We start from the raw sequence: 16,148 nt of genomic DNA on the forward strand, positions 1-16,148 counted from the left end.
CCATGTGCAGAAGCATCAAGACCCTCTACAACTTCGAACCTCCCGCCACCGAGCAGGAGATCCGCGCCGCCGCGCTGCAGTTCGTGCGCAAGCTCAGCGGCTTCAGCGTGCCGTCCAAGGCCAACCAGGAAGCCTTTGAACGCGCGGTCGACGAGGTGTCCGCGAGCGCCTCGCGGCTGATCGGTTCGCTGGTCACCACCGCCGAGCCGCGCGACCGCGCCATCGAAGCCGAACGCGCAAAGGCCAGGTCGGCCGCGCGCTTCGGCACCTGACTGCCAACTGCATTTTTCTGGAGAACCCATGCCGATCGAACTCTGGCTCGCCTTCGTCGCCGCATCGTCCGTGCTGCTGATCATTCCCGGGCCGACCATCCTCACGGTGATCAGCTATTCCATGTCGCACGGCCGGCGCGCCAACGTGCCGCTGGTGGCCGCGGTGGCGCTCGGCGATTCCACCGCGCTGGTGGTGTCGCTGCTCGGCCTGGGCGCGCTGCTGGCCGCGTCGGCGTTCTGGTTCACGGTGGTGAAGTGGGTGGGCGGGCTGTATCTGCTGTACCTCGGCATCAAGCTGCTGCGCGCGGGCATCGGCGGCACCGAAATCGCGGCGCCCGCGGCGCCCGATTCGCGCTGGCGGCTGTTCGCCAACACCTACCTGGTGACGGCACTCAACCCCAAGGGCATCGTGTTCTTCGTGGCGTTCCTGCCGCAGTTCCTGAGCCCCGCGGCCGACATGACGCGCCAGCTCTGGGTGCTGGCCGTCACCTTCGTGGCGATGGCTGCGCTCAATGCCACGTTCTATGCCGTGTTCGCGGGATCGGCCCGCAAGCTGCTGTCTTCGCCGCGCGCGCAGCGGCGCTTCAACCTTGCGGGCGGCTCGCTGCTGAGTGCGGCGGGCGTGTGGGCGCTGCTCGCGCGCCGGCCCGCCTGAGGCGCGCGGCGGCCAGGCTCAGCGGTAAGGATTGTTCGGGTTGCGGTCGTAGCGGTTCGGTATGCCGTCGCCGTCGCGATCGCGGTCATAGCGGTTGGGCACGCCGTCGCGGTCGCGGTCTCCGTAGCCGTAGTTCGGGCGCGGCGCCGGACGGTCATAGGGTGCCACAACGCAGCCGGCCAGCACGGCCGATGCGGCAAGCACAAGGGCCAATGTCTTCGTCATCATCATTTGGTTTCTCCTTGGAGTTGTAGGAAGGCGGCTCGCCTCGCGCAAGCCGGCAACTGCATTGAAGGCCATCTGCGTCTCGGCTGCGTATCCGCCATGAGGCCGGGACGTGAAGTTGGTTACCGGATGTGGAACATGCTGCGGACTTTGGCGCCAAGTTCCTGCGGCCGCAGGCGGCGGCGCACCCGTTCGCAAGTAGGTGCAGTTCCCGTGGCCGCTTCGCCGAGAATGGCGCCGCCACGCCGCCGATTTCCGCTTTCCACCGCCATGCACCGCCCGCCCTTCCCCGCCAGCCGCAGCCGCCTTGCCGCAGCGCTGGCGGCCATCGCCTGCGCGCTGCCGGTTGCTGCCGGCGCCGTGAGCTTCGACGAGGTGAAGCGCGAGTTCCGCCCTTCCGACACCGCGGTGCTCGACCGCAACGGCGAGCTGCTGCAGCGCGTGCGCACCGATGCCAGCGTGCGGCGCGGCCAGTGGGTGGTGCTGGCCGATGTTTCGCCCGCGCTGCGCATGGCCATGGTGCTGAGCGAAGACCGGCGCTTCTACGAGCACAGCGGCATCGACTGGCGCGCGGTGTCGTCCGCCGCCTGGGGCAACCTCTGGAACACCCGCACGCGCGGCGCATCCACCATCACGATGCAGCTGTCGGGCCTGCTCGACGAAGACCTGCGCCGCGCCAACAGCGGGCGCAGCTTCACGCAGAAGATCGGCCAGACCGTGGCAGCCGCGCAGTTGGAGCGCAGCTGGCGCAAGGACCAGATCCTGGAGGCCTACCTCAACACCGTGCCCTTCCGCGGCGAGATCGTGGGCATCGACGCGCTCTCGCGCACGCTGTTCGGCAAGGCGCCCAGTGGCCTGGACGCGCGCGAGGCCAGCGTGGCCGCGGCGCTGGTGCGCGCGCCCAACGCCAAGCCGGCCCTGGTGGCGCAGCGTGCCTGCGAGGTGATGCGCGCGATGGAGCCGGGGCAGAAGATCGATTGCGATGCGCTCGACATGTTCACGAGCGCGGCGGTGCAGCGGCGGGCCTTCGATGCGACCGAAGGCATTGCACCGCATGCGGCGCGGCGCGTTCTGAAGGAACTGCGCGAGGCCGGCGAGACGGCCGCGCCGCCCTCGCGCCAAGCAGCAGCAGCCGGCAAGGAGGCCGCCGTGCGGACCACGCTGCGTGCGCCGCTGCAGCGCTTTGCGCTGGCCACGCTGCAGCGCCACCTGAAGGAATTGCGCGGCCGCCACGTGGAAGACGGCGCGCTCGTGGTGCTGGACAACGCGAGCGGCGAGGTGCTCGCCTGGGTCGGCTCCTCGGGCCCGCTGAGCCAGGCGGCCGAGGTCGATGCGGTCACCGCGCTGCGCCAGCCCGGCTCCACGCTCAAGCCGCTGCTCTATGCGCAGGCCATCGCCGAGCGGCGGCTCACGGCGGCTTCGCTGATCGACGATTCGTCGGCGCAGATCAGCACCGCGAGCGGGCTCTACATTCCGCAGAACTACGACCGCCAGTTCAAGGGGCCGGTATCGGCGCGCACCGCGCTGGCCGCCTCGCTCAACGTGCCGGCCGTGCGCACGCTGGTGATGGTGTCGCCCGAATCGTTCGCGCGCCAGCTGCGCGCGGCCGGCCTGCCGCTGCGTGAAAGCGGCGACTACTACGGCTACAGCCTGGCGCTGGGCAGCGCCGAGGTGTCGCTGCTGTCGCTCGCCAACGCCTATCGCATGCTGGCCAATGGCGGGCGCTACGGGCCGCCCACCCTGATGGCGCGGCCTCCCGTGCCGGCGCCGGCTGCGCCCATCCTCGATCCGCGCGCGGCCTTCATCGTCGGCGACATCCTGTCCGACGCGAACGCACGCACGCGCACCTTCGGGCTCGACAGCATTCTTTCCACGCGCTTCTGGACCGCCGTGAAAACGGGCACCAGCAAGGACATGCGCGACAACTGGGCCGTGGGCTGGTCGCAGCGCTACACGGTCGGCGTGTGGGTCGGCAACGCGAGCGGCGCATCGATGTGGGACGTGAGCGGCACCAGCGGCGCGGCCCCGGTGTGGGCCGAGGTGATGCGCTTCCTGCACGCGCGCGAGCCGAGCCGCGCGCCCCGGCCGCCCGCCGGCCTGGTCGAGGCGCAGGTGACGTTCGGCCCCGGCGCCGACGGCAACGCGCTCGAGGCGGCGCGCAGCGAATGGTTCCTGCAGGGCACGGAGCAGCCGCTCTTCGCGCTCGACAACGCCGGCACGCCGGCAGGCGCCGGGGCCGCGCCGCGCATCACCGCGCCGGCCGACGGCACCATCATCGCGCTGGACCCCGACATTCCGCCGCTGCACCAGCGCGTGCGCTTCGAGTCCGAAGGCCGCGGCGTGCAATGGCGCATCGACGGCAAGCTGTTTGCGCGCGGCAACAGCGCGCAGTGGCTGCCGTGGCCCGGGCGCCACGTGATCGAACTCGCCGATGCCACGGGCAAGGTGGTCGACCAGCGCAAGCTCGAAGTGCGCGGCGCGGGCGTGGTCGCGAAAAGCGCGCGCCGGTAGACGCGCCGGCGGCCGCCCGAATCCCCCTGCTTTCGACTGCGGCATTGCAGTCGCGCGAAAATTCATCCAATGATTGAATGAATTAGGTCTTTCTTATTCATATGCTGCTCCAAGCCCCCCGAACCTCCCTGGCCGACAGTGCCGCCGACAGCATCCGCGCCGAGATCGCGGCCGGCCGCTGGACCGTCGGATCGCGCATTCCGATCGAGCCGCAGCTCGCGCAACTGCTCGGCGTGAGCCGCGGCACCGTGCGCGAAGCGGTGAAGACGCTGGTCTCGCGCGGCCTGCTCGAAGTGCGGCAAGGCTCGGGCACCTATGTGCGCTCGGGCTTCGACCCGTCGGCCAGCCTGCAGAAGATGCGGCGCGCAAGCCTGCGCGACCAGTTCGAGGTGCGCCGCGCGCTCGAGGTCGAGGCCGCGCGGCTGGCCGCCGTGCGCCACACCGCCAAGGACCTGCGCAACCTCAACAGCCTGCTCAACAAGCGCGGCGTGCCCGACGCGAGCGACGGCGGCGCGGGCTTCATCGAGCGCGACCTGGCCTTCCACCTGGCCATCGTCGACATCTCGGGCAACCTCGCGCTGGCAGAAACCTGCCGCTTCATTGCCGGCTACATCAAGGAAACCATCGCGAGCACGATGGGCACCAGCCTGCCCGAACCCGACACGGCTGCGCACACCGCCATCCTCGAGGCCATTGCAAGCCGCGACCCCGACCGCGCCGCCGAGGCGGTGCGCGCCTTCATGTCGCCGATGATCGACGCGCTGGCGCAAGACGCCGAGCCTGTCCGATGAGCGCGGTGGCATTCCGGACGGCCCGCGCTGCCGACGAACTGCTGATCGACGCCGAGGCCGACAGCACGCCCGCGCCGCGCCCCACGCCGGCGGCCGGCCTGGGCCGGCGCATCCTGCTGGGTGCGAGCGTGGTGCTGATCGCCTTCAACCTGCGGCCGGTGTTCGCCAGCCTGTCGGTGGTGCTGCCGGAGATCATCGCGGCCACCGGACTCTCGGCCACCGCCGCGAGCCTGCTGACCACGCTGCCGATCGTCTGCTTGGGCGTGTTCGCGCCGCTGGCGCCGGGCCTGGGCCGGCGCTTCGGCACCGAGCGCACGCTGCTCGCCTGCATGGTGCTCATCCTCGTGGGCACGCTGCTGCGCGGCACCGGCAGCATCCCGCTGCTGTTCGTGGCCTCGGCCATCGCGGGCAGCGGCATCGCGGTGTCGAACGTGCTGCTCTCGGGCCTGGTGAAGCGCGACTTCGCCAGGCAGGCGGCGCTGATGATGGGCCTCTACACCATGGCGGTGTGCGGCGGCGCGGCCAGCGCGGCGGGCCTCACGGTGCCGCTCGAACATGCGCTGGGCGGCGGCTGGACCTATGCGCTGGCGATGTGGGCGGTGCCCGCGTTGCTGGTCACGCTGATCTGGGCGCCGCAGGCGCTGCCGCTGAAACCGGTGGCCAGCGAATCGGGCTTCACCGTGCGCGGGCTGTGGCGCGACCGGCTGGCCTGGCAGGTCACTTTCTTCATGGGCCTGCAATCGGCACTGGCCTACACCGTGATGGGCTGGCTCGCGCCCATCCTGCGCGAACGCGGACTCGGCGGCGAAACGGCCGGCTACGTCGTGTCGCTGGCGGTCATGACGCAGGTCGTGACCTGCCTCATCGTTCCCGCAGTGGCCGTGAGGCTGCGCAACCAGCGCGGGCTGGCGGTGGTGCTGGCCGTCATCACCGTGGCCGCCATGCTGGCGATGCTGTTCGCACCGCTGGGCGGCGTGTGGCTGTGGGCCGTGCTGCTGGGCATTGCTCAGGGCGGCACCTTTGCGCTGGCGCTCACCTTCATGGTGCTGCGCTCGCCCGATTCGCACGTGGCGGCGCACCTCTCGGGCATGGCGCAGGGCGTGGGCTACGTGGTGGCTGCCTGCGGGCCGCTGGTGGCGGGCCTGCTGCACGGCTGGACCGGCAGCTTCCGCGCGTCGTCATGGCTCTTCATCGGGCTGGGCATTGCGCTGGTGATGGCGGGCCTTGGCGCGGGGCGCTCGATGCACGTGGGCGCGGTGACGGTTCCGCGGCACTGAGAAGAGAAGAGCGCGCGGCGCTGCCGCCTACTGCGGTCCGCCGCAGAAGCTCGCCCTTTCGGTGGTCCGGGCCGTGAAGTGCAGGCGCGTGGTGGTGGTCTCGCTGGCCGGCGTGTTCTGCGGCCATTCGCTCTGCAGCCAGGTGTACTGCCAGGCGTAGGCTCCACCCGGGTTCGCGGGTTCGCCGTAGCTGATGCGAAGGCTGCCGCTGCTTTCGTCGTGGCAGTGCTTCGACTGCTTGTATTCCTTTTCGCTGAAGCAGGCGCGGACCATCTTCGAGCACGAAAAAGGAATGCCTTCATGCACGGCGCGGCTCGCATCCTCGAGCGGAACGAAGTCGGCCTTGCTGAACGAAGCACCGCCGCCCGAGTACATCTCCGACACGGTCTGGAGCACCGCCACGGCCCACTGCCCTTCGGCCAGCGGATAGAGCGCCGGCGCCAGCGAAATGCGTGCGTCCGCGGTGGCCGGGTCGGCCGCCTTCTTCAGCAATGCGGCCGCATAGCCGCTGAAGTCGTGCAGGCGGTTCAGCTGCCACGCGCCTGTGCCCGCGATGCGCTTGACGCGCGCCATGGCCAGCGGCTCGCCCGAGAACACCGCGTAGTCGCCCGCTGCGCCGCCGCGCGGCCGGTACAGGCCCAGCGCCTGCGGATCGCAGGGCTGCGGCAACAGCGCACAAAGCTGCGCGCGCCAGTCCGCATCGAGCGACTCCGGCTTCTTGACCGCATCGAAAAGCTGCGCCGACGGCGCGGCGCCCGCAGGCCCCGCAAGCAGCAGGGCGAACATCGGCAGGGCGGCGGTGCGAAGAATGGGCAGCGGGTTCATGGACCGGCATGGTAGCCAGCCCGCCCGGAACTTGCTGCAACCAATTGCGGTGCGGGCGGGTCGATGCTGTAGCCTTCGTTCGTTCATTCACGCGGGCCATTCCGGCCTCGAACGGAGCAGAGATGGCTGACAGGATCCTGGTGTTCTATGGCTCGTACCGCTCGGACCGCATGGGCATCCGCCTGGCCGACTACCTGGTGGCGGGCCTCGATGCGCGCGGCGCCGAGGCCGAACTGATCGACGCCAAGGCCGTCGGCCTGCCGATGCTCGACCGCATGTACAAGGAATATCCCCCCGGCACCGCGCCCGCGGCGATGGAAGCGCTGGCGCAGAAGATACGCGGCGCGGATGCTTTCGTCTTCGTGACCGGCGAATACAACTGGGGCCCGCAGCCCGGCCTGAAGAACCTGACCGACCACTTCCTCGAGGAATGGTTCTGGCGCCCCGCCGCCATCGCGAGCTATTCGGCCGGCCGGTTCTCGGGCGTGCGCTCGGGCACCGTGTGGCATTCGGTTTTGTCGGAGATGGGCATGGTCGTGGTGTCGAGCACATTGGCCATCGGCCCGATCTCGCAGACGCTCGATGCGAGCGGCAAGCCCACCGGCAGCGCGGGCGAATCGCTCGATCGCTCATTCGGAAGGTTCGCGGACGACCTGGCATGGTGGACCGAGGCGGCGCGCGCGCAGCGGGCGCGCAAGGCGCCGCCTTATTGAGCGACCCTAGACACCCGCCTTCGCAGCCTCCGTCAGCGCCACCGACACGCACTCCAGCGCAATCGCCAGCTGCGTGAGCGTCGGCAGGCCGAAGCCCAGCCGGAACACCAGCGGGTCGTCGCCGAACCACGGACCGGGCGCGACGCGCGTGCTGTACCTGGCCAGCGCCGCATAGAAGCGCTCGACGGCCGCGGCGTCGAAGAGCTCGCGCCTGAGCCGCATGCAGCACAGCGCCCCGGCGTCCGGGCGCACCCACTCGATGTGGCTGGCATGGCGCGACACCCAGGCCTCGGTGAGCTGCAGGTTTTGCGCGAGGAGCTTGCGCCGCTCGCCGATGATCCGGTCGCGCTGCCTGAACACGGCCAGCGCAAGCGCCTCGTCGACCGGCGAGCACGAGATCACCGTGCTGAACTTCGCCGTGACCAGCGCCTGGCGCAGCGCCGCGTCGCGCGTGATGGCCCAGCCGATGCGCAGGCCCGCCGAACCATGGCACTTGGACAGCGAGGACACCGAGATCACCCGGTCCCCCAGCCCGGCAGCAGGGGGCACCGCGGCGGCGTCGCCATAGGCCGCCTCGCGGTAGGTCTCGTCGATCACGAGCCAGGCCTTCGGCGCAAGTTCGGCCAGCATCGCCACGATCTCGCGCAAGGTCTGCGACGGAATCGCGACGCCCGAAGGGTTCTGCGGCGAGGCCAGGCTCAGCACCCTGGTCTTCGGGGAGAGCAGCTGGCGCAGCGCGTCCAGGTCGATGCGGTAGCCGGTGTCGAAAGCGAGCGGCAGCGCGCGCGTGGTGGCGCCGACGGCGGCCAGCGCGTTGCGCGCCAACGGAAACACCGGCTCGGCCACCACGGCTTCGTCGCCCGCCTGGCACAGCGTGAAGGCGATGAGGAACAGCGCGTGGGCACCGCCGACCGTGACCACCACGTCGTCGGCCTCGACGCCATGCTCGTTCGCGATTTCCTGGCGCAGGGCGGAGCTGCCGGCCGCGGTGCCGTAGTCCAGCGAAAAATCCGCATCCTCGCCGAAGGCCATGTCCGCCAGTTCCGACAGCCGCACGCTCGGCCCCACGCTTTCGGCAAGGTCGAAGCGCGGTGCCTTGCTGACGAGGGAAATGATTTCGTTGTCGGGAAACCGTGCCATGAACTGCCGCTTGATCCGTTGCTGTCGATGGCTCCGATGTTGCAGTTTCATGACCGTCGATAACAGCCACACTTTTCTGAAATTTGGTGCAGTACAGTTGGGTGCAGTGCCATCCACGCCAGCAGGAGTGATCCGTGTCGCAATCTCCCCGGTTCCGCTATGAAGAAATTGCCGATTTCGTGGCCGGCCTGGCCGGCCGCGGCACGCTGAAGCCGGGTGCGCGGGCGCCTTCGCTGCGCGAGATCAGCACGCAGCAGCGCACCAGCCTGAGCACCGCGGTGCAGGCCTACCGCCTGCTCGAAGACCGCGGCATCCTCGAAGTGCGGCCGCAGTCGGGCTACTACGTCGCCAAGCCGCCGCCCGCCCTGCCCGTGCCCACCACCGCGCGCCATTCGATCCGGCCCGCCAAGGTGGAGCTGTCGGGCCTCATGCTCGACCTGCTGAAGCACGCGTCGGACGAAGCCTTCGTGCCGCTCGGCTGCGCCATTCCCAACCAGCGGCTGCTGTCTTCCTCCAGGCTCGACCTCGTGCTGGCCCGCACGGCCCGCGTGAAGGGCAGCCAGTGCAACACCTACTCGCCGCCGCACGGCGAGATGTCGCTGCGGCTGGAGATCGCGCGCCGCGCGCTGCGCTTCGGACAGGCGCTGGCACCCGACGACATCGCCATCACCTGCGGCTGCACCGAGGCGCTGGCGCTCGCGCTCGATGCGGTCACGGAGCCGGGCGACACGGTCGCCATCGAATCGCCGACCTACTTCGGGCTGTTGCAGGTGCTGCGCGCAAAGAGACTGAAGGTGGTCGAGCTGCCGACCGATGCGGACACCGGCGTCGCGGTCGATGCGCTGCGCGAGGTCGTGGCCTCGGGCAAGGTGCGCGCCTGCGTGCTGGCGTCGAGCTTCAGCAATCCGCTCGGCTGCACCATGCCCGAAGAGAACAAGCGCGCCGTGCTGCGCATCCTGGCCGAACACGGCGTGCCGCTGATCGAGGACGACGTGTACGGCGACGTCCATTTCGGCGAGGAGCGGCCTCTGCCCTTCAGCGCGCTCGACACGCACGACAACGTCATCTATTGCGGCTCCTTCTCCAAGACGCTCGCGCCGGGCTACCGCATCGGCTGGATCGCCACGCGCCGCCACATGGCCCGCGTGCTCGAAACCAAGTTCGCCACCAGCCTGGCGACGCCGGTGCTGACGCAGGTGGCGCTCGCCACCTTCCTGTCGAACGGCGACTACGACCGCCACCTGCGCCGCGTCCGGCGCGAGTTCGCCGACACGCTGGCCCGCATGACGCGGGTGATCGAGCAGGCGTTCCCGCCGGGCACCAAGGTGTCGAGGCCGGCCGGCAACTTCGTGCTGTGGGTCGAACTGCCCGAGCCCGCGGACACGCGGCTCCTGTTTGCGCAGGCGCTGGAGAAACGCATCTGCTTTGCGCCCGGCGTGGTGTTCTCGGCCAGCGGCAAGTACGCCCACTGCCTGCGCCTGAGCGGCGGCCACGGCTGGGACGCGCGCATCGAGAAGGGCCTGCGCACGCTCGGCGCCATGGCGGGCCGGACCGCAGGTCTTGCAGGATCAGGCAAGAAGCCTGTTCGATCCGGATAACGCCCGAGGCCCCATCCGCGAGAGACTTGCCTCCATGCCCGGCGCAGTGTTGCGCCATGGTCCACACCCATCGCACGAGGAGAGTCTCATGAGCGCAATCCAGGAAAAAGTCGTCCTCATCACGGGCGCAAGTGGTGGCATCGGCGCGGCGGCCGCGCGGCTCCTGGCGCGGCGCGGCGCCAAGGTGGTGCTCGGCGCGCGCCGCACCGACCGGCTCGAAGCGCTGGCCGAAGAAATCGCCGCCGCCGGCGGCACCGCGCACTTCCAGCGGCTGGACGTCACCTACCGGCCCGACGTGGAAGCATTTGCCGAATTCGCACTCGAAACGCACGACCGCATCGACGTGCTGGTGAACGCCGCGGGCGTGATGCCGCTGTCGCCGCTGTGGACGCGCAAGGTCGACGAATGGGAGCTGATGCTCGACGTCAACCTGCGCGGCGTGCTGCTGGGCATTGCGGCGGTGCTGCCGACCATGCAGGAACAGGGCTGGGGCCACATCGTCAACGTGGCGCCGGTGCCCGCGCAGGGCGTGTCGCCGAACTCGGCCGTGTATTGCGGCACGCAGTATGCGGTGGACGCCATCTCCGAGGGCCTGCGGCAGGAGCATGCAGGGAAGGTACGCGTGACGGTGGTGCGCCCCGACGTGAGCGAGGCGGACAGCACGCTGGCCGACCGCATCGCAGCCTGCAGCAGCTTCGAGCGCATGGTCACGCGGCGGCGCATCGCAGTGCCCGCGGAGGCCGTGGCCCGCTCGATTGCGGGCGCCATCGAGGGCAGCAGCATCTCGGCCCCGCGGCGCCCCGCGTGGCGCCCAAGGCCGGCCGAGCACGCGGCGTTCTGAGGTTCGTTCCGAGGGACCGCGTCAGTAGGTCTTGTAGGGCAGGAACTTGCCCGACAGCACCACGTTGACGCGGTCGCCCTTGGGGTCGGCCTGGCGCTGGATGTCCATGCTGAAGTCGATCGCGCTCATGATGCCGTCGCCGAATTCTTCATGGATCAGTTCCTTGATGGTGGTGCCATACACGCTCACCACCTCGTACCAGCGGTAGATGAGCGGATCGGTCGGCACCGGCGTGGGCAGCGAGCCCTTGTAGGGCACCACCTGGAGCCACTTCTGCTCTGCGGCCGTGAGGCCGAAAATCTTGCCCACGACCTTGGCCTGCTTGTCGTCGAGCGTCATCTGGCCGAGGCAGGCGGCGGTGGTCCACTCCTTGGAGAGGCCGACCTTCTTTGCCACGTCGGCCCACTGGATGCCCTTGGACACCTTCACGGTGATGATTTTCTCGGTGACGTCGTTGCGGTTCATGCGGGTTTGCTCCTGATGGGGTGTGTCACCCGCAGCAAGCAACAGCCGTGCCGGGCGATCGGCATCGGACCGCGGCCCTCATACGCGTTCCCAGCGGAACTTGCGCTCCGACTCGGCAATGGGCTGGTCGTTGATGCTCGCGAAGCGCCGCTGCATCAGGCCGTTCTCGGCGAATTCCCAGTTCTCGTTGCCGTGGCTGCGGAACCATTGCCCGGCCGCGTCGTGCCATTCGTACTCGAAGCGCACCGCGATGCGGTTGTCCATGAAGGCCCAGAGCGACTTCTTCAGGCGGTAGTCGTGCTCGCGCTCCCATTTGCGGGTGAGGAATTGCACCACCTGCTCGCGGCCGTTGACGAAGTCGGCGCGGTTGCGCCATTCGGTGTCGGGCGTGTAGGCCAGGCTCACGCGCACCGGGTCGCGCGTGTTCCAGGCGTCTTCGGCGGCCTGCACCTTCTTCGTTGCGGTTTCGAGGGTGAAGGGAGGCAGCGGCGGGCGGGATTCCATGGCGGTCTTTCGTTGAATGAGGGATGGCGAAGGCCCGCAATGTGCCACACGTAGACAGACCTGTCTACATGCCTACAATCGCGCCATGGACATCTCCGCACTGCCCGCGCGCGAACGCATCCTGCTCACCGCGCACGACCTCTTCTATGCCGACGGCATCCGCGCCACCGGCATCGACCGCGTCATTGCCGCATCGGGCGTCACCAAGGTCACCTTCTACCGGCACTTCCCATCGAAGGACGACCTGGTGCGCGCCTTTCTCGATCACCGGCATGCACGATGGATGGCATGGTTCGTCGATGCACTGGGGCGCCGCGGCGCGCACGAACGCGCCGGCAATGCCGGGGCCCTGCTGCTGCTCGCCGACGCGATGGCCGAATGGTTCGCCGACGCGGCCTTTCGCGGCTGCGCCTTCATCAACGCGGTGGCCGAGGTGGGCGGCAGCGTGGAGGGCGCCGCCGAGCGCGCGCGCGAACACAAGCGCGAGATGGTGGAAGTCATTGCCGGCCTGCTGCCCGCGGCCTTGCCCGCGCGCATGGCGCTCGCCCAGGCCGCGGCGCTGGGTGTCGACGGTGCCATCGTCAAAGCGCAGATGGGCGGCGCCGCGCTGGCGCGCGAAGCCGTCGACGACCTGCGGCGCCTGCTCGAGGCACTGGCCGCCACGCTGCATCGATAAGATCGCTCCCGGAAAACACCCATGGCATCGACGCGACTTCCCTCCACGCAGGGCCTGCAGGCCTTCGAGGCCGTGGCGCGCCTGCGCAGCGTGAACCTCGCAGCGGAAGAGCTCAGCGTCACGCCCAGCGCGGTGAGCCACCGCATCCGCCAGCTCGAGACGCTGCTCGAACTCAGGCTTTTCACAGGCAACGACTTCGGCCTGAGCGCCGACGGCATGGCCTACCTGGCCCGCGTGCGCGAGGCCATTGCGGCGCTGCAGCGGGTGCCCGGCCGCGAGCCCGCATCGCAGGTGCGCCGGCTGCGCGTGGCAGTGACGCCCACCTTCTCCCGCCAGATGCTGCTGCCCCGGCTCGCGCGGTTTCGCGATGCCTATCCGAACATCGAGCTGATGCTGCAGGTGACCATGCCGGTGCGCAACATGACGGCCGAAGAGGCCGACCTGGAACTGCGCTTCGGCACCGGGCCTTTTCACGACCGCGAGTTCTGCCAATTGCTGGCCGATGACGTCGCGCCCGCCTGCAGCCCGGCGTACCTGCAGCGCCACGGGCCGTTCGACGGCTTTGCGACCGATGCCGAGGCCTCGCGCGTGCAGCTGCTGCGCACGCCGCTCGAGTCGTGGCGCACCTGGTTCAAGGCCCGCGGCATCGGCCTGCCGGAGCCGGCCACGGGCCACCAGTTCAACGACCTGGGCCTGGCGCTCGATGCCGCGGCCGAAGACTTCGGCGTGGTGCTGATGCACCTGAAGCTCGGCAGCGCCTGGCTGGAGAACGGGCGCCTCGTGCGGCTTTCGGCAGAGAGCGTGCCCTCGCCCAACGCCTACTTCCTGTGCTGGCGGCCGGGGGCGATGGAGCGCTGGGAGTGCGCGACCTTCGTCGAATGGCTGCGGCAGGCGCTGCGGGACTGACTGAATTCTTTTCAGGTCCGGCCCGGGTATTTTTCAGATCGGGGTCCCATCCGGACGCCACACTCGGCCCGCGGCGGAGCGTGTCCATAATCCCCGCTCGCGCGATCGAACAACAGAGACTACCCAGGAGACTCCCCCGTGGCCGACCTTTCCAAGATCACCTGCATCGAAGACCTGCGGGTGATCGCCAAGCGGCGTGTGCCGAAGATGTTCTACGACTACGCCGATTCCGGCGCGTGGACCGAAAGCACCTACCGCGCCAACGAGAGCGACTTCCAGAAGATCAAGCTGCGCCAGCGCGTGGCCGTGAACATGGAGGGCCGCTCCACGCGCTCCACCATGATCGGGCAGGACGTTGCGATGCCCGTGGCCATTGCGCCCACCGGCCTCACGGGCATGCAGCATGCCGACGGCGAGATCCTGGGCGCGCGCGCGGCCAAGGCCTTCGGCATTCCGTTCACGCTCTCGACCATGAGCATCTGCTCGCTCGAGGACATTGCCGAGCACACCGGCCGGCATCCGTTCTGGTTCCAGCTCTACGTGATGAAGGACCGCGACTTCATCGAGCGCCTGATCGAGCGAGCCCGGGCCGCGAACGTGTCTGCGCTGCAGCTCACGCTCGACCTGCAGATCCTCGGCCAGCGCCACAAGGACATCAAGAACGGCCTGTCGACGCCGCCCAAGCCGACCCTCGCCAACATGATCAACCTGGCGACCAAGCCGCACTGGTGCCTGGGCATGCTCGGCACCAGGCGCCGCACCTTCGGCAACATCGCGGGCCATGCCAAGGGCGTGAAGGACCTGTCGTCGCTGTCGTCCTGGACGGCCGAGCAGTTCGACCCCGCGCTCAGCTGGGCCGACGTCGAATGGATCAAGAAGCGCTGGGGCGGCAAGCTGATCCTCAAGGGCATCATGGACGTGGAAGACGCGCGCCTGGCCGCCGCGAGCGGCGCCGACGCTCTCATCGTCTCCAACCACGGCGGGCGCCAGCTCGACGGCGCGCCCTCTTCCATCGCGGCACTGCCCGCCATCGTCGATGCCGTGGGCCGCGAGATCGAGGTGTGGATGGACGGCGGCATCCGCAGCGGCCAGGACGTGCTCAAGGCGCGCGCACTCGGCGCCCGCGGCACGCTGATCGGCCGCAGCTTTCTCTACGGCCTGGGTGCCCATGGCCAGGCCGGCGTGACGCGCGCGCTGCAGATCATCCACAAGGAACTCGACATCACCATGGCCTTTTGCGGACGCACCGACATCGAAAAGGTGGATTCGAGCATCCTGCTGCCGGGCAGCTTCTAAACCCCTCGGGCATCAGGCTTGCGGCGCTGGCTGACAGCGCACATATGCGCGGGTGCAGAAAATGTTGCTTCCAACAACATCGCCTGCACGGGCGGCACAACGCATCATGAGCGCAGCCACTTCCAATCCGGGGAGCTCATCGGCCCTCGCATCGCCACCCCCTCCCCACTACACGGCAGAAGAAAAACGCCACCGCGTCTTCTCGATCATGGCGGCCTCGTCGGGCAACCTGGTCGAGTGGTTCGACTTCTACGTGTATGCCTTCTCGGCGCTGTATTTCGCGTCGTCGTTCTTTCCCAAGTCGGACCCGACGGTGCAACTGCTGAACACCGCCGGCGTGTTCGCGGCGGGCTTCCTGATGCGGCCGATCGGCGGCTGGCTGTTCGGGCGCATTGCGGACAGGGTCGGGCGCAAGACCTCGCTGCTGATCTCGGTGTCGATGATGTGCGGCGGCTCGCTGGTGATTGCCTTCCTGCCCACCTATGCGCAGATCGGTGCCTGGGCGCCGTTCCTGCTGCTGGTCTGCCGCCTGTTCCAGGGCCTGTCGGTGGGCGGCGAATACGGCACCACCGCCACCTACATGAGCGAGGTCGCGCTGCGCGGGCAGCGCGGCTTCTACTCGTCGTTCCAGTACGTCACGCTGATTGGCGGGCAGCTGCTGGCGGTGCTGGTGATCGTGGTGCTCGAGCAGCTGCTCACCGAAGCCGAGCTCAAGGCCTGGGGCTGGCGCATTCCGTTCGTCATCGGCGCGGTGGCCGCGGTGGTGGCGCTGCTGCTGCGGCGCACGCTGCACGAGACGCAAAGCGCCGAAGCCAAGGCCAACAAGGAGGCCGGCAGCATGACCGGGCTCTTCAAGCACCACATGCCGGCCTTCCTGACGGTGCTGGGCTTCACGGCCGGCGGCTCGCTGATCTTCTACACCTTCACCACCTACATGCAGAAGTACCTGGTGAACACGGTGCACCTGCCGATCAAGACCGCCAGCTACGTGATGACCGGCGCGCTCTTCCTCTACATGTGCATGCAGCCGCTGTTCGGCGCACTGTCGGACCGCATCGGACGGCGCAACAACATGCTGCTGTTCGGCGGGCTCGGCGCGCTGGCCACGGTGCCGATCCTCACGGCACTGCAGCACACCACCAACGCCGTGGCCGCCTTCGCGCTGATCATCGCGGCGCTGGCGATCGTGAGCTTCTACACCTCGATCAGCGGCATCGTGAAGGCCGAGATGTTTCCGCCCGAGGTGCGCGCGCTGGGCGTGGGCCTGGCCTACGCCGTGGCCAACGCGATCTTCGGCGGCTCGGCCGAGTACGTGGCGCTGGGGCTCAAGTCGCTGGGCCACGAATCGGCCTTCTTCTGGTACGTGACCGCGATGATGGTGATCGCCTTCCTCGTGAGCCTGCGGCTGCCGCGGCAGGCGAGCTACCTGCACCGCGACCACTGAGCCTGCGCC

Annotated in this window: 17 protein-coding genes; 12 read left to right on the forward strand and 5 right to left on the reverse strand. The window is 69.1% G+C overall.

Going from position 1 to position 16,148, the window contains the following annotated elements; translation table 11 throughout:
- Positions 1–2 precede the first annotated feature (2 nt).
- Together VPA02S_RS06130 and VPA02S_RS06135 are read left to right on the forward strand one after the other, a co-directional pair.
- Positions 3–272: a DUF2277 domain-containing protein gene (locus VPA02S_RS06130; protein WP_012746493.1), complete on the forward strand. Its 270-nt coding sequence runs from the start codon at positions 3–5 to the stop codon at positions 270–272.
- A 28-nt stretch (positions 273–300) separates the two neighbouring features.
- Complete coding sequence (locus VPA02S_RS06135; protein WP_062362861.1) at positions 301–927, forward strand: LysE family translocator; 627 nt, start codon at positions 301–303, stop codon at positions 925–927.
- Between the two features lie 18 nt (positions 928–945).
- Here the strand turns inward: VPA02S_RS06135 and VPA02S_RS06140 are convergent, their stop codons facing one another.
- A complete protein-coding gene (locus tag VPA02S_RS06140; protein WP_012746491.1) occupies positions 946–1,158 on the reverse strand; it encodes a thrombospondin type 3 repeat-containing protein in 213 nt (70 codons plus the stop codon).
- A gap of 264 nt (positions 1,159–1,422) precedes the next feature.
- Here VPA02S_RS06140 and pbpC point away from each other — a divergent pair, with 264 nt between their 5' ends.
- From pbpC to VPA02S_RS06155, 3 genes are all read left to right on the forward strand, one after another.
- Positions 1,423–3,663 (forward strand): penicillin-binding protein 1C, encoded by a 2,241-nt coding sequence (gene pbpC, locus VPA02S_RS06145; protein WP_062362864.1) that lies wholly within the window; start codon positions 1,423–1,425, stop codon positions 3,661–3,663.
- Positions 3,664–3,764: 101 nt separating this feature from the next.
- Positions 3,765–4,454, forward strand: a complete 690-nt coding sequence (locus tag VPA02S_RS06150) for a FadR/GntR family transcriptional regulator (RefSeq protein ID WP_012746489.1) — start codon at positions 3,765–3,767, stop codon at positions 4,452–4,454.
- Positions 4,451–5,731: a CynX/NimT family MFS transporter gene (locus VPA02S_RS06155; RefSeq protein ID WP_018903215.1), complete on the forward strand. Its 1,281-nt coding sequence runs from the start codon at positions 4,451–4,453 to the stop codon at positions 5,729–5,731. Before VPA02S_RS06150 ends, VPA02S_RS06155 begins: the two co-directional genes overlap by 4 nt.
- Before the next feature lie 27 nt (positions 5,732–5,758).
- Here the strand turns inward: VPA02S_RS06155 and VPA02S_RS06160 are convergent, their stop codons facing one another.
- Complete coding sequence (locus tag VPA02S_RS06160) at positions 5,759–6,556, reverse strand: hypothetical protein (RefSeq protein WP_018903214.1); 798 nt, start codon at positions 6,554–6,556, stop codon at positions 5,759–5,761.
- 122 nt (positions 6,557–6,678) lie between these two features.
- Between VPA02S_RS06160 and VPA02S_RS06165 the strand changes: the two genes are divergently transcribed.
- Positions 6,679–7,269 (forward strand): NADPH-dependent FMN reductase, encoded by a 591-nt coding sequence (locus VPA02S_RS06165; RefSeq protein WP_018903213.1) that lies wholly within the window; start codon positions 6,679–6,681, stop codon positions 7,267–7,269.
- A gap of 6 nt (positions 7,270–7,275) precedes the next feature.
- Here VPA02S_RS06165 and VPA02S_RS06170 read toward each other — a convergent pair whose 3' ends face one another.
- Positions 7,276–8,409, reverse strand: a complete 1,134-nt coding sequence (locus tag VPA02S_RS06170; protein ID WP_062362867.1) for a pyridoxal phosphate-dependent aminotransferase — start codon at positions 8,407–8,409, stop codon at positions 7,276–7,278.
- A gap of 134 nt (positions 8,410–8,543) precedes the next feature.
- Between VPA02S_RS06170 and VPA02S_RS06175 the strand changes: the two genes are divergently transcribed.
- Positions 8,544–10,007: an aminotransferase-like domain-containing protein gene (locus VPA02S_RS06175; protein WP_062362870.1), complete on the forward strand. Its 1,464-nt coding sequence runs from the start codon at positions 8,544–8,546 to the stop codon at positions 10,005–10,007.
- Between the two features lie 88 nt (positions 10,008–10,095).
- Positions 10,096–10,848: an SDR family oxidoreductase gene (locus tag VPA02S_RS06180; RefSeq protein ID WP_062362873.1), complete on the forward strand. Its 753-nt coding sequence runs from the start codon at positions 10,096–10,098 to the stop codon at positions 10,846–10,848.
- A 21-nt stretch (positions 10,849–10,869) separates the two neighbouring features.
- On the opposite strand, the gene cynS is transcribed toward VPA02S_RS06180, so the two are convergent.
- Both cynS and VPA02S_RS06190 read right to left on the reverse strand, forming a co-directional pair.
- Positions 10,870–11,313 carry a cyanase gene (gene cynS, locus VPA02S_RS06185; protein WP_062362876.1) on the reverse strand — a complete coding sequence of 148 codons (444 nt, stop codon included), beginning with the start codon at positions 11,311–11,313 and terminating at the stop codon, positions 10,870–10,872.
- Positions 11,314–11,391: 78 nt separating this feature from the next.
- Positions 11,392–11,817 (reverse strand): nuclear transport factor 2 family protein, encoded by a 426-nt coding sequence (locus tag VPA02S_RS06190; RefSeq protein WP_012746481.1) that lies wholly within the window; start codon positions 11,815–11,817, stop codon positions 11,392–11,394.
- Between the two features lie 85 nt (positions 11,818–11,902).
- On the opposite strand from VPA02S_RS06190, the gene VPA02S_RS06195 reads away from it, so the two are divergent.
- The 4 genes from VPA02S_RS06195 (at position 11,903) to VPA02S_RS06210 (ending at position 16,139) form a co-directional block, all read left to right on the forward strand.
- On the forward strand, positions 11,903–12,493 hold the full coding sequence (locus VPA02S_RS06195) for a TetR/AcrR family transcriptional regulator (RefSeq protein ID WP_062362879.1): 591 nt from the start codon (positions 11,903–11,905) through the stop codon (positions 12,491–12,493).
- A gap of 21 nt (positions 12,494–12,514) precedes the next feature.
- Positions 12,515–13,399, forward strand: a complete 885-nt coding sequence (locus tag VPA02S_RS06200; RefSeq protein WP_062362881.1) for a LysR substrate-binding domain-containing protein — start codon at positions 12,515–12,517, stop codon at positions 13,397–13,399.
- Between the two features lie 138 nt (positions 13,400–13,537).
- A complete protein-coding gene (locus VPA02S_RS06205) occupies positions 13,538–14,695 on the forward strand; it encodes an alpha-hydroxy acid oxidase (protein ID WP_062362884.1) in 1,158 nt (385 codons plus the stop codon).
- A 106-nt stretch (positions 14,696–14,801) separates the two neighbouring features.
- Positions 14,802–16,139 (forward strand): MFS family transporter, encoded by a 1,338-nt coding sequence (locus tag VPA02S_RS06210; protein WP_062362887.1) that lies wholly within the window; start codon positions 14,802–14,804, stop codon positions 16,137–16,139.
- The last annotated feature ends 9 nt before the right edge of the window (positions 16,140–16,148 follow it).

The sequence above is a fragment of the Variovorax paradoxus NBRC 15149 genome, from assembly GCF_001591365.1.
GTDB lineage: Bacteria > Pseudomonadota > Gammaproteobacteria > Burkholderiales > Burkholderiaceae_C > Variovorax > Variovorax paradoxus.

Excerpts from the sequence above, each read along its gene's own strand:
- VPA02S_RS06130 (WP_012746493.1), top strand. The coding sequence starts at position 3 with ATGTGCAGAAGCATCAAGACCCTCTACAACTTCGAACCTCCCGCCACC.
- VPA02S_RS06135 (WP_062362861.1), top strand. The coding sequence starts at position 301 with ATGCCGATCGAACTCTGGCTCGCCTTCGTCGCCGCATCGTCCGTGCTG.
- VPA02S_RS06140 (WP_012746491.1), bottom strand. The coding sequence starts at position 1,158 with ATGATGATGACGAAGACATTGGCCCTTGTGCTTGCCGCATCGGCCGTG.
- pbpC (WP_062362864.1), top strand. The coding sequence starts at position 1,423 with ATGCACCGCCCGCCCTTCCCCGCCAGCCGCAGCCGCCTTGCCGCAGCG.
- VPA02S_RS06150 (WP_012746489.1), top strand. The coding sequence starts at position 3,765 with ATGCTGCTCCAAGCCCCCCGAACCTCCCTGGCCGACAGTGCCGCCGAC.
- VPA02S_RS06155 (WP_018903215.1), top strand. The coding sequence starts at position 4,451 with ATGAGCGCGGTGGCATTCCGGACGGCCCGCGCTGCCGACGAACTGCTG.
- VPA02S_RS06160 (WP_018903214.1), bottom strand. The coding sequence starts at position 6,556 with ATGAACCCGCTGCCCATTCTTCGCACCGCCGCCCTGCCGATGTTCGCC.
- VPA02S_RS06165 (WP_018903213.1), top strand. The coding sequence starts at position 6,679 with ATGGCTGACAGGATCCTGGTGTTCTATGGCTCGTACCGCTCGGACCGC.
- VPA02S_RS06170 (WP_062362867.1), bottom strand. The coding sequence starts at position 8,409 with ATGGCACGGTTTCCCGACAACGAAATCATTTCCCTCGTCAGCAAGGCA.
- VPA02S_RS06180 (WP_062362873.1), top strand. The coding sequence starts at position 10,096 with ATGAGCGCAATCCAGGAAAAAGTCGTCCTCATCACGGGCGCAAGTGGT.
- cynS (WP_062362876.1), bottom strand. The coding sequence starts at position 11,313 with ATGAACCGCAACGACGTCACCGAGAAAATCATCACCGTGAAGGTGTCC.
- VPA02S_RS06190 (WP_012746481.1), bottom strand. The coding sequence starts at position 11,817 with ATGGAATCCCGCCCGCCGCTGCCTCCCTTCACCCTCGAAACCGCAACG.
- VPA02S_RS06195 (WP_062362879.1), top strand. The coding sequence starts at position 11,903 with ATGGACATCTCCGCACTGCCCGCGCGCGAACGCATCCTGCTCACCGCG.
- VPA02S_RS06200 (WP_062362881.1), top strand. The coding sequence starts at position 12,515 with ATGGCATCGACGCGACTTCCCTCCACGCAGGGCCTGCAGGCCTTCGAG.
- VPA02S_RS06210 (WP_062362887.1), top strand. The coding sequence starts at position 14,802 with ATGAGCGCAGCCACTTCCAATCCGGGGAGCTCATCGGCCCTCGCATCG.